20 protein-coding genes are annotated in these 26,197 nt (G+C 64.2%); 9 read left to right on the plus strand and 11 right to left on the minus strand.

Annotated elements, in window-relative coordinates:
• Positions 1-20: 20 nt before the first annotated feature.
• A complete protein-coding gene (locus M2339_RS03515) occupies positions 21-1,163 on the minus strand; it encodes an alpha/beta hydrolase (protein WP_264587489.1) in 1,143 nt (380 codons plus the stop codon).
• 134 nt (positions 1,164-1,297) lie between these two features.
• On the opposite strand from M2339_RS03515, the gene M2339_RS03520 reads away from it, so the two are divergent.
• The 6 genes from M2339_RS03520 (at position 1,298) to M2339_RS03545 (ending at position 11,373) form a co-directional block, all read left to right on the plus strand.
• Entirely contained in the window at positions 1,298-2,731 is a 1,434-nt protein-coding gene (locus tag M2339_RS03520) for a sialidase family protein (RefSeq protein WP_264606155.1), read from the plus strand.
• Between the two features lie 131 nt (positions 2,732-2,862).
• Entirely contained in the window at positions 2,863-3,492 is a 630-nt protein-coding gene (locus M2339_RS03525) for a hypothetical protein (protein WP_264587487.1), read from the plus strand.
• Between the two features lie 84 nt (positions 3,493-3,576).
• Entirely contained in the window at positions 3,577-6,450 is a 2,874-nt protein-coding gene (locus tag M2339_RS03530) for a TonB-dependent receptor domain-containing protein (RefSeq protein WP_264587486.1), read from the plus strand.
• 73 nt (positions 6,451-6,523) lie between these two features.
• The gene (locus tag M2339_RS03535) at positions 6,524-7,072 is read left to right on the plus strand and encodes a hypothetical protein (protein ID WP_264587485.1); all 549 of its coding nucleotides are present in this window, start codon (positions 6,524-6,526) and stop codon (positions 7,070-7,072) included.
• Positions 7,073-7,078: 6 nt separating this feature from the next.
• On the plus strand, positions 7,079-8,242 hold the full coding sequence (locus M2339_RS03540; RefSeq protein ID WP_181560104.1) for a hypothetical protein: 1,164 nt from the start codon (positions 7,079-7,081) through the stop codon (positions 8,240-8,242).
• A gap of 341 nt (positions 8,243-8,583) precedes the next feature.
• A complete protein-coding gene (locus M2339_RS03545; RefSeq protein ID WP_264587484.1) occupies positions 8,584-11,373 on the plus strand; it encodes a M10 family metallopeptidase C-terminal domain-containing protein in 2,790 nt (929 codons plus the stop codon).
• A gap of 33 nt (positions 11,374-11,406) precedes the next feature.
• Here M2339_RS03545 and M2339_RS03550 read toward each other — a convergent pair whose 3' ends face one another.
• The 6 genes from M2339_RS03550 to M2339_RS03575 form a co-directional block, all read right to left on the minus strand.
• Positions 11,407-12,894 (minus strand): carboxylesterase/lipase family protein, encoded by a 1,488-nt coding sequence (locus tag M2339_RS03550; RefSeq protein ID WP_264587483.1) that lies wholly within the window; start codon positions 12,892-12,894, stop codon positions 11,407-11,409.
• A 12-nt stretch (positions 12,895-12,906) separates the two neighbouring features.
• Positions 12,907-14,295, minus strand: coding sequence for an MFS transporter (locus M2339_RS03555; RefSeq protein ID WP_264570770.1), 1,389 nt, complete (start codon positions 14,293-14,295; stop codon positions 12,907-12,909).
• A 76-nt stretch (positions 14,296-14,371) separates the two neighbouring features.
• Entirely contained in the window at positions 14,372-15,001 is a 630-nt protein-coding gene (locus tag M2339_RS03560; protein WP_264587482.1) for a dipeptidyl peptidase 3, read from the minus strand.
• A 97-nt stretch (positions 15,002-15,098) separates the two neighbouring features.
• The gene (locus M2339_RS03565; RefSeq protein ID WP_181560099.1) at positions 15,099-16,178 is read right to left on the minus strand and encodes a TAXI family TRAP transporter solute-binding subunit; all 1,080 of its coding nucleotides are present in this window, start codon (positions 16,176-16,178) and stop codon (positions 15,099-15,101) included.
• 209 nt (positions 16,179-16,387) lie between these two features.
• The gene (locus M2339_RS03570) at positions 16,388-17,491 is read right to left on the minus strand and encodes an aromatic ring-hydroxylating dioxygenase subunit alpha (protein WP_264587481.1); all 1,104 of its coding nucleotides are present in this window, start codon (positions 17,489-17,491) and stop codon (positions 16,388-16,390) included.
• Positions 17,492-17,648: 157 nt separating this feature from the next.
• On the minus strand, positions 17,649-17,942 hold the full coding sequence (locus tag M2339_RS03575) for a 2Fe-2S iron-sulfur cluster binding domain-containing protein (protein WP_264570766.1): 294 nt from the start codon (positions 17,940-17,942) through the stop codon (positions 17,649-17,651).
• A gap of 165 nt (positions 17,943-18,107) precedes the next feature.
• Between M2339_RS03575 and M2339_RS03580 the strand changes: the two genes are divergently transcribed.
• Positions 18,108-19,694: an FAD-binding protein gene (locus M2339_RS03580; RefSeq protein ID WP_264606156.1), complete on the plus strand. Its 1,587-nt coding sequence runs from the start codon at positions 18,108-18,110 to the stop codon at positions 19,692-19,694.
• A gap of 21 nt (positions 19,695-19,715) precedes the next feature.
• Here M2339_RS03580 and M2339_RS03585 read toward each other — a convergent pair whose 3' ends face one another.
• From M2339_RS03585 to M2339_RS03600, 4 genes are all read right to left on the minus strand, one after another.
• Complete coding sequence (locus tag M2339_RS03585; RefSeq protein ID WP_264587479.1) at positions 19,716-20,306, minus strand: MarR family winged helix-turn-helix transcriptional regulator; 591 nt, start codon at positions 20,304-20,306, stop codon at positions 19,716-19,718.
• A gap of 27 nt (positions 20,307-20,333) precedes the next feature.
• Positions 20,334-22,310: an alpha/beta hydrolase family protein gene (locus M2339_RS03590; protein WP_264587478.1), complete on the minus strand. Its 1,977-nt coding sequence runs from the start codon at positions 22,308-22,310 to the stop codon at positions 20,334-20,336.
• 95 nt (positions 22,311-22,405) lie between these two features.
• Entirely contained in the window at positions 22,406-23,764 is a 1,359-nt protein-coding gene (gene trmFO, locus M2339_RS03595) for a methylenetetrahydrofolate--tRNA-(uracil(54)-C(5))-methyltransferase (FADH(2)-oxidizing) TrmFO (protein ID WP_264587477.1), read from the minus strand.
• A complete protein-coding gene (locus M2339_RS03600) occupies positions 23,761-24,117 on the minus strand; it encodes a DUF952 domain-containing protein (RefSeq protein WP_264587476.1) in 357 nt (118 codons plus the stop codon). Before M2339_RS03600 ends, trmFO begins: the two co-directional genes overlap by 4 nt.
• On the opposite strand from M2339_RS03600, the gene M2339_RS03605 reads away from it, so the two are divergent.
• A complete protein-coding gene (locus M2339_RS03605) occupies positions 24,116-25,123 on the plus strand; it encodes an acyl-CoA thioesterase (RefSeq protein ID WP_264587475.1) in 1,008 nt (335 codons plus the stop codon). The genes M2339_RS03600 and M2339_RS03605 overlap by 2 nt on opposite strands.
• Positions 25,124-25,273: 150 nt before the next feature.
• Positions 25,274-26,113, plus strand: coding sequence for a CmcJ/NvfI family oxidoreductase (locus M2339_RS03610; protein WP_264587474.1), 840 nt, complete (start codon positions 25,274-25,276; stop codon positions 26,111-26,113).
• Positions 26,114-26,197 lie beyond the last annotated feature (84 nt).

The raw sequence follows: 26,197 nt of genomic DNA on the forward strand, positions 1-26,197 counted from the left end.
GCTGCGCCGCATTCCACCCGCTACTTGCCGAGCTTCTTGTCAAAGAAGTTGACGATGACCTTGTAGGCATCCTGCGATTCCGGGATGACCGGATTGTAGAAGAAGCCGTGGAACAGGCCGTCCCACACATGCAGGTCGGCATCGGCACCGGCCTTCACCATCTGGCCATGTGAGTAGACTGCGGAGCTTAGCTCAAAGGCGCGCGTGCCAGTGATGAACAGCGTCGGCGGGAACTTGGCCAGCAGTTCGAGCGAGTTGGCCGGCGCAGCCAGCGGGTCCTTGATGTCCACCTTCTCAAGATATTGGAGCGGCGGCAGACCCTTGCCGAGCGGCGGCGGCGGTTCCGCCGGCGGGTTCGCCTCCCCGATGGCGGCGGTGGTATAATGCGCATCACCGCCGAAGCCGGGGCCTTTCTCCAGCGTCATGCCGGCACAGAAAATGCCGATGGCGCCGGGCATGGGGAGTTTCTCCTTATCGAACCAAGCCATCGCCATGCCGACCAGCATGCCACCCGCCGAGCAGCCATAGATGCCGATATCGGCCGGCTTGTAGCTCTTGAGCAGTTCGCGATAGACGCTGGCGACATCCTCGCTGGCAGCCGGGAAGCGATATTGCGGCGCCTGGCGATAATCGATCGTGATGACCTTATAGCCACCGAGCGACGCGATCGGCATCGATTCCAACTCGGCGCAACCGGGGTAGCAGCCGCCGAAGCCGCCGCCATGCAGGTTGAGCAAGACGCGCTTCTGGTTCTGCGGCTTGACCCCTTGCGTAGGCGTGTAGGTGATGGCGGGCACGCCTGCGATGGTCGTTTCCTGCCGGACCAGCGGGAACATCGCCTTGGCCGAGGCCATATAGGGCTTCATGAAGAAGGGGACGCCATTTTCCGGCAGCGTCTTCGATTCACGGTCCTGCATGTCGTGCAGATGCTCGGCCAGATAGGCCTTGGCTTCATCGGTCAGGAAACTGGAAACCGGTACGCTCATCGCGGGCACATGCACTGTGCCGTCGGCATCGATCTTCACTGGATTGCTGTCCGCCTTGTCAGCCGTTTGGGCCGGTGCGGCGGCGGGGAAGGCCAGCGCGACCACCGATGCGCCCGTAAGCGCCACTAGTCGCGACCACAGGCTGTACGCCGGGCGTTTGGCGAATGATTCTCCCATATAAACCTCTCATTTAGTCTGATTTTTGTGCCGCATCGCAAATTGGCATCTGGAATTGTTAGACTCACATGAATACAATCGATTGTAAAGGGGCCGTCCAAATCGGTCTTTTTGCTGGTCGAGGGAGAGTGGATATGGTCGGTCTGGCGCAGGGTAAGGGCGGGGTGCGGGCGCTTGCTGGCTTAGGAGCAGTGGCACTGGTGGCGGGCTGTCATCCTGCGGGGGCACGACCGGAGGCGGAGATGCCGACGGTCCAGCAACTCAGCACCGGCGGCGCGGCCTTTTCCGCCTCGGTGCCGGAGATCGCGGTCGACCCCGCTGACCCGCAGCGCGTCGCGGTCATATGGCGGGATCTGGCCATGACAAGGCCTGGCGAACCCGCCGGCGAGCGGGGCATGCAGTGCCACCTTTCGCTGTCCAAGGACGGTGGGCGCAGCTTCGATACCCAGCCGCTGGTCTGGACGATGGCCGACACGCCCGTGTGCAACTCGCCTTATGTGGACATTGGTCCGCAGGGCGAGCTGCTGATCGGCGCGACGCTGGCGGGCGTGCTGCCGCAGAACGCGCCGGAGGGCGAGCATGCGTCAGGGCGGGTAGTCATGCGCCTTTCGACCGACTGGGGCCATAATTGGTCCCCGATCTCCAGCGGCATCGCGACGGGGGAAGAGGCGCGGTTCGAGGCCAATGCCACGGTCCCGGCCGAAGCGACGCATGTGCCATGGGACGGGGGGCGCGGCGTGATCGACGCGGTGAGCGGGGAAATCATCCTCTCCGGCGGCTATCCGGCCCCGCCGGGCGAGGCGCTGCGCTCGCAGCGCTTCTACACCGTCTCGAAGGATCGCGGCAAAAGCTGGGGGCCGATCCGCGCCTTTGGTGCGCCCGGCTGGCCGCAGCGCTGGGACGGGCATTATGTCGTCGCCCACGGTACGCTTGCCTACAGCTATCTGGCGGAAGCCGTGCCGGTCGATGGCGTCAAGTGCTTGTGCGTGGTCTTCGCCACCAGCGCGGATGGCGGAGCGACGGTGCAGCGGCACCTCGTCACACAGGTCGAGTATTTCGACCGGCTGGTCCATTATCCGCCGATCGCCGCGCATCCGGCCCATGCTGGGCAATATGCGCTCGCGCTGGCGTCCGACAAGGCGTGGACGCCAGCGGTGCGCATCACGCGGGATGGCGGCGCCCACTGGCAGACATTGGATGGCCCGGCCGCGCCTGAAGGTGTGGTGCGGTCGTCGCGGCCGGCGCTGGCCTATACGCCCGGAGGCGTGCTGGGGCTGCTCTGGCGGGGCTATCATGCCGACGGCAGCTATGACCTCTATATCGCGGCGTCTACCGATGGTGAGCGCTTCGGGCCGGTGCGGCGCGTCTCGCCCGCCTCCTCGCGCGTGCCGGACGCGCTGGCAAAGGATTATTCGGCGGGCGGGGACTTCATCAGCAATCTGGGCGCCGGGAGAGACGCGTTTCACGCCGCCTGGACAGGCTGGCCGGCGGGCGCGGCAGGGCAGGTGATATATGCGCGGGTTCCGCTGGCACCGCTGCTGGACGACCAACTGCCACCCAACAAATGAGATCGTTAGTCAAAACTAAATTCAAAATGTTGACACGATGCGGGGGAAGGCCCTAGCATGACCATCAGCGCTCAAGGCGTGAGGGGGACGAAGTGCCTCCTGCCTGATCCTGCGCTGGAGGGGATGCATCGATGGGGCACCAGGCAAAGATCGTCGCGGCGATACTGATCTGCATCGCGGGCTTTTCGTTCAATCTGCTGAGCTTTGATTCCTTCATCTTCTTCGGCCTGCCGATGGTGGCCGGTGTTGCGGTGGCCTGGGCGAACACGCGCCGCCATGCCGACTGGCGGACGATTGACCAGGCGACCGACGTGATGCGCATCTACTTTGGCGGGCATCTGCTCTGGTCGTGCCTGCGCTTCTGGTTCACAGACATGCAACCCTCCGGTGCGCCCATGCATCCGATTGCCGGGCCATTTCTTGCGTCGCTCTTCGCGACCGGCATTTTCCCGGCGGTCAAGGTGTTGGAGGGCATTGTCGGCGTAATGCTGCTGAGCAACCGTTTCGTTCCGCTGGCCCTCGTGCTGGAAGTGCCGACGAGCATGACGGTGTTCTATCTCAACACCTTCATCACCGCGCGGCTCAGCGGCCTGCTCACCGGGCCGACCGAACTGGGCGTAAACGTGCTGCTGATGCTCGCCTATTTCCAGCATTACCGCCCGATGCTGCGCGTAAAGCCGCGCGCCGCGCCGCCTTGGGAACGCGAGGATCGCCTTGACGACAAGGCCCAATATAGTTATACAAAATCAAATAACATTTAATATACCGATGAATTCGGCGGTCTGGCGAGGTGCCAGTCGCTCAGGCATCCCGGCCATGATCGGGAGCAAGGGGAGGGAGATGAGATGAAGGCACGGAATTTTTCTGTCCGCGAACGGACGGGTCTGAAACTGGCGGTCTCCGCTTCGGTTCTGGTGTTGGCGGCGCTCGGCGCAGCGCCCGCCATGGCGCAGCAGGATGCATCGCCCCAGCAGGGCAGCTCTACGGATGCCGCGGATGCCGCGATTATCGTGACCGGCACGCGCATCAAGGGCGTCGCGCCGGTCGGTTCGCCGGTCATCCCCGTCGGTCGCGAGGAGATCGAGAAGCTCGGCGTCAGCACCACCAACGACGCGCTCCGCAAGCTCCCCCAGATCGTCAACTTTGGCGGCAATAACGAGCAGCAGGGTGGATCGATCATCCAGAACACCTCGCTCAACTCCTTCGCCGCCAAGTCGATCAACCTGCGCGGTCTGGGCACGGCCTCGACGCTCAGCCTGGTGAACGGCCACCGTGTCGCCCCGCAGGGCGCCAATGGCCAGCTCTTCGACGCCGATAACATCCCCGCCATCGCGCTGGAGCGCATCGAAGTTGTCGCGGACGGCGGTTCGGCCATTTACGGGTCGGATGCGGTCGGCGGTGTCGTCAACTTCATCATGCGCCGGCCGGACAATGTGTTCGAGGTGCAGGCTCGCGCCGGTTTTGCCGACTCCGTAGAGGAGTATATCGGCTCGGTCGCCTTCGGGCGGCGCTGGTCCAACGGCGGCTTCTTCCTCGCCTACGAGTATCAGAACCGCACCGCGCTGGAAGCTGCGGACCGGCCGAACCTGTATAACAGCGACCTCTCGCCTTATGGCGGCGCGCCGAACCCGGTGCTCACCAATCCGGGCAACGTGCAGTTCGCGCCCGGCTCGATCTACGGCATCCCCGCGGGGCAAAATGGCACGGACGTGACGCTGGGCGACCTGACCACTGCCGCCAATCGCGAAAACGCCTGGATCGGCGCCGATGCCATTCCCTCCGGGGAGCGCCACACGGTGGTGGGCACCTTCCGTCAGGACTTCGATGATAACGTGACGTTCGTGGCCGATGGCCTGTTCTCGCGGCGTGAACTGACCAACCGCGGCATCGCCTCGACAGCGACGCTCTCGGTGCCGAGCACCAACCCGTTCAGCCCGTGCGCGGCCGGCAAGGTGGACGATAGTGCCACGCTCAATTGCCCGGCCAACGGGACGCTGAGCGTGCCCTACAGCTTCCTTGAGGACCTGGGGCCGCAAACGATCACAGGCTATGAGCAGATATGGTCGCTTTCGGGCGGGCTGGAAATGAAGCTGAGCAACAGCTGGAACGCCAACGTCACCGCTTATTACAGCGAGAACAAAGGCTACAGCCTGGCGACCAACCAGCTCAATACCAACGGCCTTAACCGGGCGCTCGGCGCTACCGTCGCCGGCACCACCAAGCCGGCGAGCGTGCCGTTCTTCAACCCGTTCTGCGACGGGCAGCAGTTCGATTGTAATTCCGAGGCGACTCTCGCGCTCTTCCGCGCGCAGACGGAACTTGAAGTGTTCAATCGCAGCTATGGCGGCTCGGCCAATATCGGCGGCTCGCTCTTCCGCCTGCCGGGCGGTGACGTGCGCGTGTCGGTCGGTGGTGAGATCCGCTTTGACTATCTGTTCGGCAACGGCCAGCTCTCCAACACGCGCACTGCGAATGTCGATACCTTCGCGGGTGTGCCGACCTCTAACGAGCGCGACGTGCGTTCGGTCTATGCAGAAGCCTATGTGCCGCTGTTCGGTCCGGACAACGCCCGGCCGGGCCTGGAGAAGCTCGAGTTCAACGCCGCCGTCCGCTACGATCGCTATAGCGACGTCGGCTCGACGACCAATCCGCGCTTCGGTGTGACCTACGCCCCGGCGTCGGGCATTCAGTTCCGCGGCAGCTATGGCACGTCGTTCCGCGCACCCTCGCTGGTCGACGTCAACAAATATGCCACCGCCGGCTTCCTGCCGCGCACCGGCAGCGGCTCGGCCGTGGGTCTGTCGCCCGCTGCGGGCTCGTTCCAATATGTCTATCCGATTGGCGGCAATCCGGACCTGAAGCCGGAGACAGCCACCACCTGGTCGCTGGGCATGGACCTGACGCCAGAACTGGCCAAGGGCTTCAACTTCAGCCTGACCTACTACAATATCGTCTACAAGGATAAGGTGGATACCGCCGCCTACAACGCGCCGATCGGCGCGGTGCTGAACTCGGGCGCCTATGACGATTTCATCGTCTTCAACCCGGTCTACTTCCCGAACAAGACCAACCAGACGCTGGCCCAGTATGTCGCTTACTGGAACCAGATCACAGCCGATCCGCAATTGCCGGTGCTGGGTCTGGTCGATCCGACGACCGTCATCGCCATTGTCGACGCGCGCCGCAATAACAGCGGCGTGGTGGAGACGGACGGCTTCGACGTCTCGCTCGACTATACACTCTATGGCAATGGCATCGATTTCCGCTTCGGCGCCCGGGCCAACTATGTCCTCCACTACAAGACCTCGCCGGTTCCCGGCGTTGCGCTCAAGGATGAGGTGAACCACTTTGGCTATCCGGCGCGCTTCACCGGCAAGGTGGAAGCGGGCGTGGACATCGGCGGCTTCTCCGGCACCGTGTTCCTCAACTATGTGAATTCGCGCACGATCACGCGCGACTTCCTGCCGGCAGCCGTGCCCGATCAGTATCAGAACATCGATCCGATCACGACGGTGGACCTCAGCCTGCGCTACAATTTCGGCGAAACCGGATCGATGATCACCAATGGTCTGGCGGCATCGCTGAACGTCCTCAACGTGTTCGATGCCGATCCGCCGCTGGTGGTGAATGCGGGCGGCGCCACGCCGATCCGGTTCGACTCCAGCTACTCCAGCTCGATGGGCCGGTACATCTCGTTCCAGCTCTCGAAGAAGTTCTAACGGCTGAGGGGGGCGCCCGGACGAAGCCCAAGGGCTTCGTCCGGTCCGTCAGTTGCACGGGAGGCGATCCGCCATGGCACCCAGCACAGTCGCTTCGCGCACCGGTGGGCGCACGACCTTCGGCAGTGTCGTCTATGCCTGCCAGTTTCTCTATGGCGGCTGGTTCCTGTTCCACGGTTTGAACTACTGGCTGGAATTCTATCTGGACCGGTCGATCCAGCCGGGGCCGGGTCTCGTGCCCGCGCTGGCAGAGTCCGGGGTGATGGCGCTGGTCAAGGCGCTGGAAGTCACCATTGGCCTGGCCCTGCTGCTCGATCTGTTCGCGGCGCTGGCAGTTGTCGCCGCCTGGCCGATTACGTTGATGATTGCCTTTGTCACGGCATCGCATGGCCGTCCGTTCGGCATGGGTGTGGCGGCGGTCATTATCGGGCTGAACGCGGTCATGTCATTCGGCTATCTCCATCGCTATCGTCCGATGCTGGCGTGGAGCGCAGGCCCGCCCGGCGGTTCAACCGCCGCACACGGCTTGCGCATGGTGCCCGCGCGGCACGGCCTCGCCGCGCTTATGGGCATAGCCGCGGCCATCGGCATCACCTACCTTACTGTCTATCTTCGGCGCTGAGCGGGTATGACGTCCATCCGCCTGCCACTGCTCGCCTGTCTGCTGGCGACCCTGCCGCTTTCTGCTGCGTCCGGGCAGGAGAGCGCCGCTGCAACGCAGCCGCTCGTTATTGCGCGGCAGGGCAATTTCTTCGTCGGTGGGCATGAGGCACAGACGCCGGACGGGCCGGTGATCGCCGGCGCCATGTATGTCGAATATCAGATTCCGGCGCAGCAGACGCATCCCTATCCCTTGATATTCTTTCATGGCGGCGCTTCCAGCGGGGCGAGCTTCTGGAGTACGCCGGATGGCCGCGAGGGTTGGGCGACGCTGTTCCTGCGCAAGGGCTATGCCGTCTATGTGGTGGATCGCCCGACGCTCGGCCGCTCCCCGCATTATGAGGCGGTCGACGGGCGCAAGCTGATGCCTCCCGCCGGACTTCCCGCGCGGGAGGGGCAGGCGGCACCGCCTCCGCCGACCAGCAAGCCAGCGCATCTGCCCGGCACGAACGCCCCTGACGATCCGGCCACCGCCTACATGCGTCGCGCGCGCCAATCGACCATCGAGGTGCCCTTCGGCGCGCCCGGCGATGCCCTGGCGGTCAGCCTCTATGTCGACCGGCTGGACCGGGAGGCGGGCGCCGCGCTGCTCGACCGGATCGGCCCCGCCATTCTCGTCACCCATTCGCGGGCGGGGACGACAGGCTGGCAGATCGCCGATGCCCGGCCCGGCCTAGTCAAAGCCATCGTCGCCGCCGAACCGAATGGCCCGCCTTTTTACAACGCCCCGCCCATGGGCGCGCCGGGCGATCCGGTCGCGCGGCCCTTCGGCATCACTTATGCCGGTCTGCGCTTCGATCCGCCGGTCACGGAACTGCGCGACTTCGGGCCACTCACCCAACTGCCGCCGGAGGATGGCCACAAGGTGGGCTGCTGGACCGTGGCGGGAAAAATGCCCCGGCTGGTCAATCTGGCGCAGGTGCCGGTGATCGTGCTGGTCGGCGGGGCGTCCTATCATGCCGGCTATGACCACTGCACCGCGCAGTTTCTGGAGAAGGCGGGCGTCTCGGTCGATCTCGTCCCGCTCGACGCGCATGGCTTCGTGGGCAACACCCATGGCTTCCCGACTGAGACCAACAATCATCTGATCGCCGATTTCATCGCCCGCTGGCTGGCGGAGCGCGACCTGTAGAACAAGCTGGGTCGCGGGTGCTGGAGCCCATCGCGGCAGCTTGGTTCGCCGATCTGACGATGACACCCGGCTAATCAGCTTCCTGCCGCTTTCCGAAAGCGCCGCAACTCACCCTTAGCGTGGTGGTGGATTGCGCTTATTTATAAGTGCGACGGAAATAATGGTCTATTTCCTGACATGTAAAGTCAATGTATGTAAATGACTGTCTCTACAATTTTGCGGAATCCGGTGCGTCCGAGAGAGATAAAGTCGAAGTAAATTAAATATTTTATTTAACGATTGTTAATTAAATATAACGATCTTAACCAACCTGGGATTCAATGAAGACCTCTAAATACATCATGATGAAGATCGGAGGTGATGGCCTCGCGTTTATCGATTTCATTGTGACATATGGTGGATTGGCGTTGGATGGTCAGGACATCCAGTTTCTCGGCTCCTCATTGATCGATGCTGTTTTTGTCCGCCCCGGGGCGAGCTATGTTTTGAATACAGGAGGCGGAGCGGACCGCATTTATGTCGAAGGTCAGCTCTCCGATTACACGCTGAGTCGCAATAACGCGACGCTGATCCTGACGCGCACGGTGGACGGTAAAGTGGAGACCGTCCATGTGGCAGGCGCCAACGCGACGACCGCACCCGATGTGCTGGTGTTTTCAGATGGCAGCGTGAGCGTGAACGCCCTTTACACGCATGTTGCAGACGGAACGGCGGCTCCAGTGCCGACGGGCGAAACCTCACTGGCCCCTCAAGGCGCGGCCGCGCGCGGCGCCGTTCTGGACGCCATAGTGAAGATCGGATGCTTCAACCCTGCTGGCGAGACGGTCGCCGCTTCGAAGCCGGGCGTCGCGTTCCAGATCCTCGGCAGTGCCGGTGTCGATAGGGTGTACGTCGCCGAGGGAACCACGATCGACGCTGCCTCGCTCGGCGGCGGCGTGGATGTGGTTTACTTCCGGGGACAATGGGCCGACTACACCAAGACCCTCACCGGCGCGCGCCTGACGCTCACCCGCACTGTGAGCGGGCACGTCGAGACGATCGTCGTGGCATCCAGCGGCGGCACGCTCAACGATCTGTTGGTGTTCGCCGATGGGGCTGTGCGCTCGCAGGTGGCCGGCCAGGGGGTGAAGGCGGATGCCAACGTCGCTCTAGCGGATCTCGCCGGCTTTGATCCGAGCGTGTTCGTCGATCTGGTCGCACCCGTGGCGCCCCGGCTATCGCTGGCCAACGATAACGGGACATCCCAGACCGACGGCCTGACCAATGACGGCCATATTCTGGTCACGCTTCTGGAGGCGGGAGCATCCTGGACATACAGCATCGACGGCGGACAGACCTGGCTCAAGGGCGAGGGGGAGACCTTCAGCCTTGCTACGGGAACCTATGCGGCCGATCAGATTCAGGTCCGGCAGCGCGATGCGGCAGGGAACCTGTCCGAAGCCGGGCACAGTGAGACTGTCCTGACCATCGATTCCACGCCGCCGGTGGCGCCTGTGATATCGGGCTTTCTCGATCCGATCGCGAGTTCGATCAACCCGTCGACGGGGGCGATCATCAACCTCGTGACGAGTCCGGTGGCTGGCGCTTCTGTCCTTCAGCAGGGCGCGACCAGTCTGCACGGAACAGGCACAGCCGGCAGCAAGGTCGCCATCACCTTCGGGGCCTCTGAACAGCGGGTTGTGACGGTGGATGCCGCCGGGGCATGGGCCGTCAATCTCACGCACGCGGACATCGTGTCATTCGGCATCGGGGCGGAGGCATTTACGGCCACCGTCAGCGATGACGCGGGTAATTCTGCGAGCACCACCGTTCCGTTGCAGATCAATGCACAAGCCTACACGACCAACGATGTCGCGGCCTCCGGCTATGGCAGTGAGTATGTCGACGCCCTGATTATCGGTGAGACCGGCTGGTCCGGTGGCATCATCACTTATTCTTTCTCCGCCGGCTCGGGCGCGTCTGCCTGGTCGGAAAGTGAGAAGAGCGCCGTGCGATCGGCATTGGCTCTCTACGAGAATATCGCGAATTTGGACTTTCAGGAGACGGATGACTATGGCGAAGCGGCGGGCGGCGCGAATATCGCTCTCGAAAAATCGCCCGCTTCGACCTGGACCGAGCCTGGAATTCTGGCCGACTTCACCATTCCCTTCGGCGGATACAATGCCACGCAGGTCGGCCGCTTCAACTATGAGATATCCTATTGGCAGAATCTGAGCGAAGGGGGCCTCGCGTTCGACACGCTGGTGCATGAGCTCGGCCATGCCCTTGGCCTAGGCCACCCCTTCACGGATACCATCAACGGCGTCACGCAGACCCAATTTCCGGGCGTAGCGGCCAATGATGCCTATGCGCTCGGGACGCTGGACCTGAATCAGGGCATCTGGACTATCATGGCCTACAATTTCGGCTGGGATGTGAAGGCGCCGCCAAACAGTTACGCATGGGGCTTGTCGAAGACGCCGATGGTCTTCGATGTTGCTGCGATACAGGCGATCTATGGCGCCAATCTCTCATACCGAACCGGTAACGACGTCTACACGCTGCCCACCGCCAGCAAGTCGGGTACGGGCTGGGCATGCATCTGGGATGCGGGGGGCGTGGACACGATCAGCAATGCGGGCAGTTCGCTCAACTGCGTCATCAACCTCAATGCCTATCCGCTCACGGCCGGCGTCGACCCCACACTTTATGTATCGCGGAATCTTGCCATATCCGGAGGATATACAATCGCGGCGGGGGCCGTGATCGAAAACGCGATCGGCGGGGGAGGCCGCGACACGATCATCGGCAACCATGTCTCTAACCTGCTGACCGGGGGCGGCGCAGCCGATCAGTTCGTCTTCAACACCGCGCTGGGGCCGAGCAATGTCGACCGAATTAGCGACTTTTCTGTCAGCGCGGGTGACGTCATCGCGCTCGACAAGAGCATTTTTGACCGGCTCAGCAACCTCAGCGATCTGAGCGGTCACTTCGGTTATTCGACCCAGTCTGCGGATCCCAACCTGTTCGTCATTTACGATACCGGCAGCGGAACGCTCAGTTACCGCGACGAAGCGAACGACCTGATCGATTTCGCGATCCTGCTCAACAAGCCGCAGTCGATCACAACCACATCCTTTGCGGTCCTCTGACGCGATCCGGCGCCGGCGCCCGAAGTAGGATCGCTAGCGTCGCGCATTGAAATAGCTGTCGAGAAAGGCTTGCGCCTCTGCGCGCGGGGTGCCGATGACGGCCGGCTGCGGGGAGAGGCGCATCAGCTTGGGCTGGGCATCGTCATAGCGCGGCCATTCCGGCAGGCCGGGGCCGTTGGGATTGCCGGTGCGCGCGAAGTTCACCCAATAATGCGAGACAAGGTCTGAGAGCTTGTGATCCTCAGGCGTCCACGGCTGATCCTCGACCTGCAGGTTGCGGAAGACATAGACGATCTCCGCTGAATGGAAGGCACCCATTTCCGGCTTGCCGGGCCAGGGCTGATCGAACCAGTAGAGCCACGCACCGGACTTACCGGTCTTGGCTTGAAGCTTGGCCCAGCTGCGCATCTGCCATTGGACGGCATCGGTCGAAGATTGGCCCAGTTGATCCTTGGATGCCCCGTAAATCCGGTCGTAAGCCGCGCCGTTAGCATCAGACCGCTGCACCCAATCCTTGCGGATGTTCGATCCCTCCATGGAGTTGGAGCCGACCAGTGTGGGCACGTCGTTCTGCTTGCCCGCAGCAAAGATGTTGTAGACGATGTCCGGCAGCACATAGCCGTCGCGCTCGGTGGGCCAGAAGAAGGCCAGTTCCTTGGTGAACGCGTCCATCGGCAGCGCGCGGAGCTGCGCGACTGTTTCGCCGCCGAGCTTGCGGCCAAAGTCCGCGCCATAAGCCTCCGCCTCGCGCATGTCCTTGCGGCCGACGAGGCCACCATCGGGATCGAACTGGGACGTGCTCTCGCCGATCGCGCGGTGGAACAATCTCTTGGCCAGGGGCGAAGCCTGCAGGATGCTGATCGCGGTGCTGCCGGCGGATTCGCCGAACACGGTGACGTTGCCCGGATCGCCGCCAAAGGCCGCGATATTGTCGCGCACCCATTTCAGCCCCTCGATCTGGTCGAGAATGCCGTAATTGCCCGATGCCTTGTAAGGCGCTTCGGCGGTAAGACCCGGATGTGCCATGAAGCCGAGCGGGCCGACGCGGTAATTAAGGGTCACCAGCACCACACCCATTTTCGCGAGCGCCGTGCCGTCATAAGCCGGCTCGCGGTTTGAGCCGCCCAGGAAGCCGCCGCCGTAGATCCACACCATCACCGGGAGCGGCCCTTGGTGGTCGGCTGGCGTCCAGACATTTACCGAAAGGCAGTCCTCGCTCATCGGCCGTTGGTCGACCGGCGAGCGCCATTGCGGGCAGATCGGGCCGAACTGCGTTGCATCGCGCAGGCCGCTCCAACCGGAGGCCGCGACCGGTGCTTTCCAGCGTTGCTCGCCGGCGGTCGATGCGCCGAACGGGATGTTGAGGAACTTGCGCACGCCGTCCGCTTCGGCACCTTTCAGCGCGCCCTGACGGATGGTCACCTGCGGCGCGGCGCCGGTGTCGGCGGCCAGCGGGGCGGCAGTTCCGGCGAGGAGGAGTGCGGCAAGCCCGCTACGGCGCAGGAGAGGGATCGTCTTCATGGGAATCTCCATTCAGGCAGCACTGGCCGAGGGGCGGGCGCGGGCGGCAAATCCGGCCAGACCGCACAGGGCGAGCAGCACGGCGACGACGGCGAAGAAGGCAAAGGAGCCGCCCAGATCGAGCGAAATGACGCCGGTGAACGAGCTGAGCACTGCGCCCAGTCGCCCGGTGGCGGAGGCGACGCCCACGCCGGTCGCCCGCGCTGCGGTGGGGTAGGCCGTGGCGGCGAGCGTGTAGAGCGTGTTGTGCAGCCCTGCCATGCAGAAGCCGAGCGCGACCATCACCGGCAGGATGATGAGCGCCGAGACGACATCACTGCCGAGCAGCACGGCGAGAACGCCCGCGAGCAGAGCAGCGGCACCCGCCAGACCCATATGCGCGCGGCTGAATCCGGTGCGATCGAGCAGAATGCCGCTGAACAGTGCGCCGACCACGCCGCCCATATGGAAGGTGGTGATGCCGAGGCTGGTCATGGTGAGATCGAAGCCTAATGTGCTCAGCATCGTCGGGACCCAGCTGAAGATGGTGTAGGAGGCCATCAGACAGGTGAAAAAACCGCCCCAGAGCAGCAGGGTCTGGTGGCGCAGCGCCGGCGAGAGCAGCAGGCGCAGCGGCGCGATGACCGTGCTGGCTGGCGGCGGTGCATCGAAGCGATGGGCCGGGTCATGCGAGATGCGGCAGCGCTTGAGCAGTCGTGCCAGATCTTCATGCCGGCCCGCGCGCAGCAGGAAGCTTGGCGATTCCGGCAGGAAGACGATGAAGGCGAGGGCCAGCAGAATTGGCAGGGCGCCTGCGACGAAGAACAGGGTTCGCCATCCGAACATCTCCAGCACCGAGGCGCCGAGCCCGCCGGCGATGATGCCGCCAATGGGAATGAACACCATGCCGATGGCAATGGCGCGGCCCCGGCGCTTTTCCGGCGTAAATTCGGAAATAAGTGCGGCGCCATTGGGGATCGCCGCGCCGATGCCGAGGCCATCGAGGAAGCGCACGAGCAGCAATTGCGTGGCGTCATGCGTGAAGCCACCGGCCACCGTCATCAGGCCGAACAGCAGGATGGCGACGATCAAGGCCCAGCGGCGGCCGATCCGGTCGCCCATGATCCCGCCGATGATCGAGCCCAATGCGACGCCGGCCAGATTGGCAGCCGTCACCGGCGCGAACGCCCCACGGGGAATGCCCCAATCCGCAATCAGCGCCGGCAGCACGATGCCGAGAGACTGGTTGGCCAGCCCGTCGACCGCGAAGACCAGCGCGAAGCAGCCGAGCAGCAACTTCTGGAACGGGCTCCAGGCCGCATTGTCGATGGCCGTGCCCAGATCATGCGATACCACAGCTGACGCCGCGCCGCTGGGCTCGGCTGGCAGTGCCGTGCCGGCTGCTGGGGTGAAGGATGCCATGCTGCTCTCTCTCCGTGTCAGGCGTTGGTCTGTGGCCGGGGGCGATTCTGGTGTCGCGCGCTCACGGCGGATGGTGTCAAAGGGGGCGGGGCGGCTCCTGCCTGTCGAGCGCGCTCTCGCCCATGAAACGCGGCGGCGCGGCATAGGCGCGCGCGGTGAGGAACGGCTGGTAATAGCGGAAATAGGCCAGCAGCAGGGCGCAGTTCACGCCGATCTCCAGCGGTCCTGTGATGAGCTGGCGCGGCAGGCCGACGACGATGGCGTTGAGGTAGAAGATCGTAAAGCTGGTCGGCACCTGCAGCACCAGCATCAGCGGCACGAACCGGTTGGTCAGCAGCACGATGCCGACGAGGCCCTCCATGGCCTTGATGCCCGGGAAGAGGCCCATATCGAGCAGCGACTGGATGAACGGTCCGCCGATGGGGTGGGGCACGACCGGCTGCATGTCCGTCAGCCAGTAGCGCGAGGAGGACCAGATGAGATGCAGGCCGAAATAGATGCGCATCGCATCGGTCACATGGTCCGCCGTCGTACGCTTCGGGTCCAGCCGGCGCAGGATCAGCGCGCCCACGATACCGGCAAGGATCGGGAAGCCGAAGAACATGAACGTGTCGAACTTGCCGAACGCCAGATAGAGGCCGATGGCGCCGCTCAGCGCGGCCGGAACGATGAAGCCAGTGGTCAGCGGCTTGGGTGACGAGGGCATGGTGCTTCTTTCTGCTGGCGAGCGCCTTGGGGTCGTTCGCCCTGGGTCGTTGGTGGTGTCATACGCGGGTCATGTCCGGGGCTTGCGAGCCGCCCGATCAGTCGATGTAGCCCATCTCCCGATAATAGCGCGCGGCGCCGGGATGCAGCGGAACGCCCTTGCCGTCGCCGACCGTGCGTGGATCGATGGAATAGGGCCGCACGAACCATTTGAGCTCGCCGCGTGCCCGGTCGATGCCGCGCGCGGCGGCATAGGCAATGTCATCCGGCATATCGGCGCGACCGAACACGACTTCGCCGGACCGGCCGACCGTCTTGATCGCGCGATCCACCCCGCGCAGCACGCCCCAGCGGGCGGTGGTGCGGACCATGTCAGCCTCCTTGACCATCTTGTCGAGCAGATCGTCCGGCAGATCGAGGAAGTGGAGTTTGTGCGCGACGGTCAGCGTCGTCCAGAACGAAGACTCAGGGTTGTTCGCCGGGCTGGCGAGGCTGGAGATGACGACGTCGAATGGGGTTTCCGCGGTCACGTCGTGCGGGCTCTGGATCGAGCCACCCCAGCTCTCCACGCTGGCCTTATCGAGGCCGTAATAAGCGAGCACGGGCGCCTCGCTCGGCTGGCCATCGGTGAGAATGCGCACCGGCAGCTTGCGGGCGCGGATTTCAGCGAGGCTCTTGATCCCGAGTTCCGGCTTGACCGCGACCAGCAGATAGGTCGGGTCCTCGATCCGTGCGATGAGGCGCAGCGCGGGATAGGGACCGTCCTTGGCATAGATATATTGGCCACGATAGGCCCAGGTCATCATCGATGCCTCGGTGATGCCGAAGTCGATGGGGGCGTTGATCCGCTGGGTCGTGCCGTGGCGTACATCGCCTTCCTTCAGGGGCGGGGGCAGGGCGGCCTTGCCCACCAGACGCGGCCCTTCGGTGCGGTTGCAATTGCGGCAGAGGATGATCTCATAGCCTTCCGGCGCCATCGCATCGCGCACGAATTCGCCCAGTTCGCCCCAGGGGCAGGCTTCCGGGCAGGCGGAGGCGAGGACGAGACGCTTGGTGGCGTAACCGGTCTTGCCGACATCGGTCCAGCTTGAGTCGACGATCTTTTCCGGCTCTGCCGCGCGCGCCGGCATGCCCAGCGTGAGGCCGGCCAGGGCCAGGGCGATTGCAGATAGCAGCATGCGCATTGAAGACCGTCTCCCCTCAGGCGCCCGATCCAGTGTGTCGCGAGACTCGCAGGACAGGCAGCGGCTGGTCCAACCCCGCTTTCTTCTGTGGGAAGCTTCGGTTAGGCAGCAAACAATATAAAAAATAGTATACTAATCTGGCGTCGTCAATGCCATGTGGTCGCGCGCCTTTCTAATATTTGACCTGTGGGCGCGCGAGAGCTTCAGTGCGCCATCTCCGCGGGTGCGCGCGGAGCATTCAGGGAGGCGGCGGCCTCCTCGGCGCGTTCGCGGGCGATGAGATCGGCCAACATGCGGCGCGCGGAAACCGGCGCCGTATCCGTCGCAAGCAGGATCGGGTTCAACTCATTGATGTCGCTGACGGCACCCATATTTTCCTGCACCATTTCGATCATCGGCTCGTCCTGCTGCCGGAAAGCCATGTCGAAGAAATCGAGCAGGGCCTGGTCGACCTCCGGCTCATCGCGACGCCGATTGCGGCCGTTGACGAAGAAATAATGGGAGGTGAACTCGGTCTCCGGCGTGATGATATGGAGCTGCGGAATATGCGCGCCGCTCTCGCGCGGCTGACCGACCTCCCAGCTGCCCAGCTTGAAATCCAGCATCGCCGGTGGATGCCAGGTCATGGTGGTGTCGGTCTCCACTACAACCTTGGGGTCCATGCCGAACAGGCCGACATGCGCCGAGGAGGGGCCAAGGCCGCTGCGGATGCGATGATTGGTGATCCAGCGATCGCCGCGCTCCAGCCGCTGCGTGGTGGCGGCGAGCAATTGCTCTGGCGTGTAATTGCCCCCGCTGAACTGCGGGTGGATGAAGGCGGCGTGACTGAGGTCCAGCAGGTTATCGACCACCAGCTCATAATGACCCTTCACGTGCAACAGCCCGCGCACCACGGCATAGTCATCGGGCTGTTCGAGGAAATCGATGACCGGCAGCAGCGCCGGGTTAGCCTTTGCGGGGTCGCCGGGCCAGAACCAGATGATGCCGTAGCGCTCCAGCAGCGGCCAGGCGCGAATGTTTGCGGCGGGCAGGCCGGCCTTGGTCTTGCTGTGCGGATTGAGCACGCATTCGCCATCCCGGTTGAAGCGCAGGCCGTGATAGGGGCATTCCAGCGTGTCATCGATGATCCGGCCGGCGGAGAGCGGCGCAAAGCGGTGCGGACAGCGATTGAGGATCATAGCCGCCTCGCCATGGCTGTCGCGGAACAGCACGGCCTTCTGGTCGATCAGCGTGCGGGCCAGCGTGCCTTCGCCGAGTTCATGGGAATAGGCTGCGGCGTACCAGGTGTTTTTCAGGATCGAGAGCACTCACCACTCCATCAATATTTTGATCGCGGCAACCGGGGCTCCCGCAACAGGACCAGGAGGCGGACGCAGCAAACCTCTCCTGAATCATTGGTAGACGATTATGTATACCATACGAGTTATCCGCTGTCATCCGGCAAGTCGCCCGGTTGGTCACTCATCAAAGGTCCAGCACCAGCCGCTCGGTCAGCGCGCCGGAGCAGCAGATCATCATCATCTTGCCCTCGCGCTTCTCCTGCGGTGTCAGCACCGCGTCGAAATGCTCGGGCGTCCCCGCGAGCACTTCCGTTGCGCAGGCGCCGCAGGTGCCCTGCTCGCAGCTTGAGCTGGCCGGAACACCGGCCTCGCGCACCGCCTCGAGGATCGACTGGCCCGGCGCCACTGTGAGTTCCAGGCCGGAGCGGGCCAGTTCAACGATGATGGTGCCATCGGGGAGGGGTTGTTTTTCAGTCACGACCGGCAGTCTCTATCATGCTTTCCATCCGCTCGTCATAGGCCAGAATTATCTTAGTGCTAAGATATATTGACAGGCGGCGGGGGTGAAAATACCCTCAGGGCAACTCACCGCGCGCGCCATTGCTGCGCTCGGTGCCCCCATGATGGTTTTAGGAGATGCGCAGTGGCCCGCGAAATGGTGACGGATGTTCTGGTGATCGGCGGCGGCTCCGCGGCGACGCGCGCGGCGTTGGAGGCCGCGGCGGCGGGCGTGGCCGTGATGCTGGTGGACAAGGGCACGGTCGGCGATAGCGGCTCGAGCCCGCACGCGCTGGTCGGCTTCAGCGTGCCGCTGCTGGATGAGGCGGATAGCTCCGCGCTGTTCGTCGAGGATTGGGCGAAGGCCAGCGGCGGCATTTGCGACCGCGATCTGGTGGCGCAATGCGCAGAGCATGGGCGCTTTCTGGCCGAGGATATGGAAAAGCGCGGCGTGCCCTTCATCCGCAATGCCGATGGGAGCTGGTTCATCTCCCGCCGCGCCGGCCATTCCGTGCGCCGGACCTTGCAGGCGCAGGGCCTGGGCAAGGGCAAGCACGCCAATGTCATCGCGCCCATGCGCACCGGCCTGATCGATGCCGGCGTGACGCTGCAGGAAGGAACCATGATCACGCGCCTGCTGCTCAGCGATGGCGCTGTCGTGGGGGCATATGCGGTCGGCCCGGATGGCGAGCATTTCATCATCCGCGCCAAGGCCGTCGTGCTTGCCTCGGGCGGGGTGAACCGGCTCTACACGAAGCTCTGCGACGAAGTGGTCGAACATGGCAGCCGCACCACGGGCGACTCCTACAGCTTGGCGTTCCATGCCGGCGCGCCGCTGATCGACATGGAGTTCGTCCAGTTCCGCGATTCGCCGCCCGCCGGGCCGATCTACGGCGCCGCCTATGTGAACGCGCTCGGCGAGCGGATCATGGAGAAATATGATCCCGAGAATATGGAATGCGCCCCGCGCTACATGATGGCGCGCGCCGTCTATACCGAGAATTTTGAGGGGCGCGGGCCGGTCGTCTGGCATGTCGAAGACGGGCAGGTCGCCCGCTCCCGCGCGCCGGTCGGCAATTATGAGGGCGGGCAGATCGTGGAGATCACCCTCATGTTCCAGCGCCTGATGGGCGGCGCGCGCATCGATGTGACCGCTGCGACGGCGGTGCCGGGCCTCTATGCAGCGGGCGAGGCGTCCGGGGGCATTCATGGCGGCGACCGGATGCAGGGCTGCGGCTTCCTGGAGACGCAGACCTTCGGCCGAATCGCCGGGCAGAGCGCGGCCCAGCGGGCGAAGACGACTGACTTGCCCGCGCTCGATGCCGCTGCGGTGGAGGCCGAGGCAGCGCGGCTGGCGCGCAGCACGGGCGCGCAGGATCCTGTCGCCCTGTTCGAGAGGGTGCGCGAGATCATGTGGGCGCAGGTCGGCGTGGTGTCCAACCGCACCCAGTTGACCGATGCCATCGCCAAATTTCAGGAGATCCAGCGCATCGCTGCGACCGATGTCGATCAGTCCGATCTGGTCGCCGCCGAGGAACTGCGCAATCTCGCGCTCACCGCCGAACTGGTGGCGACGGCCAAGCTCGCCCGCGAGGAGACGCGCAGCGGCCACGGGCGCACCGATTTCCCGCAGGAAGATCCCGCCTGGGTGCGCCACGTCCGCCTCGCGAACGCAGGCGATGGCGCGGTGGCTGTCGATACCATCCCGGTGGTCGAGTTCGCTGAAGCCTGACCGGCGCCACCACTCCCGCGTTCAGGGCAGCGCGGCCTCGATCGAGTGGAGCAGCTTGCGCAGGATCGCGTTGCAACGCTGCCGGTCCGCCTGCGAAAGGCTGCCCATCAGGCGCTGTTCCGTCGCAGTAAAGGCGGCCATGGTCCGCCCGGCCAGCGCGATGCCGTCGGGCGTGAGTTCGACGAGCAGCGAGCGCTGGTCGCTGGCATGCGAGACGCGGCGGATCAGGCCGCGCTGCTCCAGCCGCCGCGCCAGCCCGGTCAGCCCGCCCGAGGTCACCGGCACATAGCGCCCGGCGAGGTCGGTCGGCGCCGCGCGATAGGGCGCGCCGATGCGCATCAGGCCCGCGAGCAGACGAAACTCATTATCGGATAGCCCCGACGCCTTGAGCACCGCGGCCGTCTCCGCGCGCAACCGATCATCGATCCGCGCGACCCGCGCCGCAATCGCCCGCGCATCGGAATCCAGCGCCGGAATGACGGCCTGCCACTCCCCGATAAGCGCATCGACCGCCGCATCCAGCCGATGCGCCTCACTCTCTGCGCGCAGGTGTGCGAGGCTCTGTGAGGAGCGTGTCGTGTCTGGTCCTGTCGAGCGCGGGCGGGAGGTCATCGGCGCTTCATAAGCGTTCGTAGCGGCTCAGTCCGCAGGATTATGCTTGGCGAGGAAATCCTCCATCGCGCGCAGGAGCGTCAATCGATCCGCTTCGCGCGTGAAATAGTGGTCTGCAAGCGGGACGGAGACGAATTCGACCTGTCTGCCCGCGCTGATCATGGCAGAATGCATCCGCGCTGACTGGGCGTGATCCACCGTCACGTCCTTCTTCCCGTGGATCAGCAACAAGGGCGTTTTGATCTTATCGACGGCGTAAACCGGTGAGATGCCCCTGAAGTCCGCAGACATCCTCTGCCACTGACCCCGATAAAGTCTGGTGCGCAACTTGCCGCCGAAGTCGTTGACTTCCTTTCGGACGTTCGAGACCCCGTTTATGGAAATAGCGCAGCGATAAAAGTCCGGATCTTTTGCGATGCCCCACATGGCCGCATAGCCGCCATAAGAGGCGCCTACGATGCACACACGCTTGGGGTCGGCAAGGCCCTCCTTGACGGCCCAGAGCACGCCGTCGGTCACATCATCCTGCATCGCGAGGCCCATCTGGCCCTCGCCGGCTTTCTCAAACGCATCGCCATAGCCGGTCGATCCGCGAAAATTCGGTTGCAGGACGGCATAGCCCCGCTCGGCCAGAAACTGGACCCAATAGTCATAGGTCAGCGTGTCGTGCGCCCAGGGGCCGCCGTGGGGCATCACGATGAACGGCAGGTTCGTGCCCGCTTTTCCCCGCGGCATGGTGAGCACGCCTTCGATTTCCAGCCCGTCGCGCGCATTGTATTGGACGTAGCGGGAGCGCGCGAGCCTTTTGGTCCCGATGCGGCTGTTCATCTCTGCGAGCTTCGCCAGATTGCCGTTGCCCGGGTCGAAATAATATAGCAGCCCGGGATTGTCGGGCGTGCCGAAGCGCACAAGCATCTTTTTGCGGTCGGCGCTCATGCTGAGGATTTCGACATCCGTGCCCGGCGCGGCCTGCTGCAACTTCTCCTGATAGGCTTTCAATTGGGGATCGAACCAATGAAAGGGGGCGTCGTCGCTGGTTGTCCGCACGCCGAGCAGGCTGGAATCGTCTGGAGCGAGGATCACGTCGTCCACGGCTTCCCTGTCGAAGATGGTGCGCAGGGTCTTGCCGGTGCTCAGGTCCACCTCGAAGACACTGCGATGACCGGCGTCGCCGGCTTTCAGCACATAGCCATTGTCGCTGCCGGGCACAAAATAGAAAGGCACGGTGAGGTCTTCGTCCGCGCCCAGATTGGCCGTGTCGATCGTGCGAAGCACGTCGTTCTTCTCCGCGCGATAGAGGAGGCGCGAATGGACTGTCAGATCATTATAACTGATGGCCATACGCACGCGGCCCTGAGAATCCGCTCCCCAGTCGAACACATTGGTCCGGCCTTTTTCCACGACCACCCTGCGGCCGTTCGCCACGTTCAGCCGATAGACGGACGGCCAAAAGCCGGGATAATTGGTGTAGATGCTGTCCTGGGCCGCAACCAGGATCTCGGTTCTGCCGTCGGTCGGAGCCCAGATGACGCTGGCGGCATCCTGGCCGCCGGAATCCCACATGAGATGGGTGATCTTTCCTGTTGTCCGGTTGACGGAAAGCAGACGTGAGACATACCAATCACTGCCTTCGACCGGCGCGAGCGCGTAAACGCCGACCAGGATGTGGTCGTTGCCGACCCAGCGTATCCACGCCACTTCCGTCAGATTCGGCACAGCGAAGCGCAGCATGTTGGCGCGATCGCCAGCGACCGGCAGGATCGTGATCATCTGGCCGCCGTTCACCGCGAACAGTCCGGCGATATGCGTTCCATCGGGGGAGAGCGTCGCCTTCTCCACGAACGGCAGGGCGGCGAATGCTTCGGTTGGTAGTGGCGCACGAGCGGCAGCAGGCGCATTTTCGGTGGACCCCGCCGCTATTTGCGGTGACAGGATCGGTAACAATGCTGCTGCGACGATCGCATATGCTGCGGCGCGGAACCCCGAGCCGGATGTGCTCCCCATGATGTCCCCCACGAACCACGAGCCATCGTTGGCCCCCAAGGTCCAGCTACGTAATCGTGGTGCGACGGGCAACCGTCAAATGCGGCTTCGTGACGTCAGGCCGAGATTGCGAGAGCGGGGATCGCGCTCGCCTTCCACCCCGCCAGCGCTTCTCGCGCCCGGTCGGTATAGGCCTGTTTGCGCTGCTTCTTGCGCACGCTCTCGTCCTCGATGGGCGGGAAGAGGCCGAAGTTGACGTTCATCGGCTGGTAGCTCTCTGCGTCGGCGCCGCCGGTGATGTGGCCGAGCAGCGCGCCGAGGGCTGTCTGGGGCGGGGGGAGGGGCATGTCACGTCCGCCCAAGTCCGCCGCGCAGAACAGACCGGCGAGCAGGCCGACGGCAGCGCTTTCCACATAGCCTTCGCAACCGGTGATCTGCCCGGCGAAGCGCACATGCGGCATGGCGCGCAGGCGCAGGTGATCGTCCAGCAGCTCCGGGCTCTTGATGAAGGTGTTGCGATGCAGTCCGCCCAGCCGCGCAAACTGCGCGTTCTCAAGCGCGGGAATCGTCCTGAACAGAGCGACTTGTGCTTCATATTTGAGTTTCGTCTGGAAGCCGACCATGTTCCACAGCGTGCCTAGCGCATTGTCCTGGCGCAGCTGCACGACGGCATAGGGCCAGCGGCCGGTGCGGGGATTGTCGAGGCCGACCGGCTTCATCGGCCCGTGGCGCAGCGTCTCCCGCCCGCGCTCGGCCATCACCTCGATGGGCATACAGCCATCGAAGTAAGGCGTGTCCTTCTCCCATTGCTTGAACTCGGTCTTGGGACCATCGAGCAGACCCTGGACGAAGGCATCATACTGATCCTTGTCCATCGGGCAGTTGATGTAATCCTTGCCGTCGCCGTCGGGCGAGCCCTTGTCCCAGCGGCTCGCTTTCCACGCGATCGACATGTCGATGCTGTCGCCATGGACGATGGGCGCGATGGCATCGAAGAAGGCGAGCTGGTCCTTGCCCGTGGTCCGCGCGATTGCCTGGGCCAGCGGCGCGGCGGTGAGCGGGCCGGTGGCGATGATCGTCGGGCCATGGGCCGGAATGCCATCAACCCGCTCGCGTACCAGCTCGATCAGCGGATGCGCTTCGATGGCAGCGGTCACGCCCTGCGCGAAAATGTCTCGGTCCACCGCCAGCGCGGAGCCCGCTGGCAACTTGCACTTGTCCGCCTGCGCCATGATGAGCGAGCCGAGCGCGCGCATTTCCTGATGGAGCAGGCCGACGGCATTGCTGTTGGCATCGTCCGAACGGAAGCTGTTGGAGCAGACCATCTCGGCCAGCGCATCGGTCTCATGCGCGGGCGTCTGTTCGCCGCTGCCCCGCATCTCGGAGAGGCGCACGCGCACGCCGGCCTGGGCAAGCTGCCAGGCTGCCTCGCTGCCGGCAAGGCCGCCGCCGATGATGTGCACCTGATGGGTCATGGTTCTTCAAATCCTGCCGGGAATGCGTGTTTCCCGTCCGCCCCTAGCCGCAGCTTGCTGTGACCGGCAACCGCGCTCATCGGGATCGGGCCATAGACGTGCGGGAACAGGGCGCCGCCGCGCGAGACTTCCCAGCGCACGGTGTCGCCCAGCGGCGGCAGATCGACCATGACGAGGATGGCCGGATCGACATCGGCAAACCATTTGGCTGCGGTTTCCCGCACCTGCTCGCGGGCGGACAGGTGAATGTAGCCATCGGCCAGATCGACTGGGGCGCCGGTAAAAACACCTGAGTCGCGCCATGCCGACCATTCCTCGGGGCGCAACAGCTTGAAGGCGAAGAGTTCTGTCATGAAACGACGCTACGGCATGGGCGGGGCGCCGTCCAGCGCTTGCCTTGAGGCGGGAAACGCGGGCATTCCAGCCGGTGAATCGATTGAAACAGAACGGGATATGCTCTTCATGTCGAGCGACGCCACGCCCATGTCCATGCTCACCGCAGGGCTTATCCGCCTACTCGATGTCGAGCCGGCGGGAGAGCCCGGGCATTTCCTCGGCCATCGCAAGCCCGGCGGGGCAGGGCGCGTCTATGGCGGGCAGGTGGTCGGCCAGGCGCTGGCGGCCGCGGCCAAGACGGTGGTGGCGGACCGGCCCGTGCATTCGCTGCATTGCTATTTCATGCGCCCGGGCAGTGAGGACTATCCTATCGACTATCAGGTGGACGCGGACATGGATGGCCGCGCCTTCTCAAACCGGCGGATCGTGGCCTGGCAGCAGGAGAAGCCGATCTTCAACATGATCGCGTCCTTCCATAAGCCTGAGCGCGGTCCGGCGCACCAGAGCGACATGCCGCCGGTGCCGGACCCCGATGATCTCAAGGATCTCGGCGATCTCATCGAGCAGCATGATCTCCCGGCCGGTCCGGTGCTGCGCTGGATTGCCGGGCGTAACAGCCCGGTGCGCTTCCGTCCGGTGGGCGATATCCAGTCGGGCATCATCAAGATGCACGATGCCGCGCCGCAGCTGTGCTGGATGCGCGTAGGGGAGGGGCCGCTCGGCCTTGAGCAGCCCATGCAGCGGGCGATGCTGGGGTTCATCAGCGACATGCTGCTGCTTGCGACGGCCTACCGGCCGCACGGCCTGCACATCGGCAGCCCCGGGGTGGCCAGTGCCAGCATCGATCACAGCGTCTGGTTCCACGACAATGTAGAGTGCGGCGACTGGCTGCTTTACGTCACGGACAGTCCCTGGGCGGGGCATGGCCGGGGCTTCGCGCGCGGGCATTTTTATGCGCGGGACGGTCGCCTGGTGGCCAGCGTGGCGCAGGAAGGGCTGATCCGCTTCCGCGAGGCCGAGTGACGCGCGTCCCTTTGGACCGTCGGCCCCCAATATTCCATGTCATCAGGACATCCGTTGCGTTCGAGCCGCGCTGACGGCAAAGTTCATCGCACGAAAGCAGCATTGATCCGGGCCTGACAAAGGCACACCCCGGGCGGAACGGAGGAGTGGATGACCAGAATTCGGGCTGATCGGCCCTCTGTGACGATCAACTATGTCGCGCGCACCGACGAACGGCCGCGTTATTATGCGAACGATCACAGCCGGGATACGGTGGTGATCGAGGAGCACGGCATGGCCGCCAGCGACGGACGGCATGAGGTGCTCGGCCTCGACACGGCCGGCGTGGCGCTGGTTGACGCGCCCACGGCGGTCACCGACTTTGCCGACAAGGCCAATTTCCCGGCTTATGCCGAGGAGATCGAAGCGCTGCTGCTGCGCGAGACGGGGGCGGATGTGGTGATCGTCACCGGTCCGCCGATCCTGCGCTTTTCGGAACGCTCCGGCAAGGCCGGCAGCAGCGATAACAGCCATCCCGCGCGCTTTGCCCATGTCGATGTCAGCGACGCGACGGCGCGGGGTTTTTCGGCGCAGCGTCAGCCCGCCGGGGAGGGCATTGTCCGGGCTGCGCATTACAATGTCTGGCGCGTTCTCTCGCCCGCCCCGCAGGATGTGCCGCTGGCGATCTGCGATGCGCGGTCGGTCACGGGGGAAGAACTGCTGCTGGCCGATGCGATTTTCGACAGTCCCTCGGGCGACTGGAGCTTCGAGGGCTATGTCGTCGCGCACGACCCGGCACATCGCTGGCTGTGGTTCCCGGATATGACGACGGACGAGGCGATCATCTTCAAGACGCATGATAGCCGCGCAGGCGTCGCCCGCTGCGTGCCGCATGTCGCGTTCGATGATCCGCTGTGCGATGACGAGGCACCGCCGCGCGTCAGCGTCGAGGCGCGCGCCATTGCCTATTGGCGAGAGGGTGGGGATCGCGGTAAAGGTAAATTACCGTAAACCAAAATTATCCCGATGACTGACCGTATCATCATCAGCTCTTAACCTTGTTCGGGTTAGGCGCAGGTCAAAGAGCTGAGAGTT

The sequence above is a fragment of the Sphingobium sp. B2D3C genome, assembly GCF_025961835.1.
GTDB lineage: Bacteria > Pseudomonadota > Alphaproteobacteria > Sphingomonadales > Sphingomonadaceae > Sphingobium.

Coding starts and splice junctions, on each gene's coding strand:
- M2339_RS03540 (WP_181560104.1), top strand. CDS start 7,079: ATGACGTCCATCCGCCTGCCACTGCTCGCCTGTCTGCTGGCGACCCTG.
- M2339_RS03600 (WP_264587476.1), bottom strand. CDS start 24,117: ATGACAGAACTCTTCGCCTTCAAGCTGTTGCGCCCCGAGGAATGGTCG.
- M2339_RS03560 (WP_264587482.1), bottom strand. CDS start 15,001: ATGCCCTCGTCACCCAAGCCGCTGACCACTGGCTTCATCGTTCCGGCC.
- M2339_RS03530 (WP_264587486.1), top strand. CDS start 3,577: ATGAAGGCACGGAATTTTTCTGTCCGCGAACGGACGGGTCTGAAACTG.
- M2339_RS03515 (WP_264587489.1), bottom strand. CDS start 1,163: ATGGGAGAATCATTCGCCAAACGCCCGGCGTACAGCCTGTGGTCGCGA.
- M2339_RS03590 (WP_264587478.1), bottom strand. CDS start 22,310: ATGGGGAGCACATCCGGCTCGGGGTTCCGCGCCGCAGCATATGCGATC.
- M2339_RS03520 (WP_264606155.1), top strand. CDS start 1,298: ATGGTCGGTCTGGCGCAGGGTAAGGGCGGGGTGCGGGCGCTTGCTGGC.
- M2339_RS03610 (WP_264587474.1), top strand. CDS start 25,274: ATGACCAGAATTCGGGCTGATCGGCCCTCTGTGACGATCAACTATGTC.
- M2339_RS03585 (WP_264587479.1), bottom strand. CDS start 20,306: ATGACCTCCCGCCCGCGCTCGACAGGACCAGACACGACACGCTCCTCA.
- M2339_RS03605 (WP_264587475.1), top strand. CDS start 24,116: ATGAAACGACGCTACGGCATGGGCGGGGCGCCGTCCAGCGCTTGCCTT.
- trmFO (WP_264587477.1), bottom strand. CDS start 23,764: ATGACCCATCAGGTGCACATCATCGGCGGCGGCCTTGCCGGCAGCGAG.
- M2339_RS03555 (WP_264570770.1), bottom strand. CDS start 14,295: ATGGCATCCTTCACCCCAGCAGCCGGCACGGCACTGCCAGCCGAGCCC.
- M2339_RS03535 (WP_264587485.1), top strand. CDS start 6,524: ATGGCACCCAGCACAGTCGCTTCGCGCACCGGTGGGCGCACGACCTTC.
- M2339_RS03525 (WP_264587487.1), top strand. CDS start 2,863: ATGGGGCACCAGGCAAAGATCGTCGCGGCGATACTGATCTGCATCGCG.
- M2339_RS03550 (WP_264587483.1), bottom strand. CDS start 12,894: ATGAAGACGATCCCTCTCCTGCGCCGTAGCGGGCTTGCCGCACTCCTC.
- M2339_RS03565 (WP_181560099.1), bottom strand. CDS start 16,178: ATGCTGCTATCTGCAATCGCCCTGGCCCTGGCCGGCCTCACGCTGGGC.
- M2339_RS03545 (WP_264587484.1), top strand. CDS start 8,584: ATGATGAAGATCGGAGGTGATGGCCTCGCGTTTATCGATTTCATTGTG.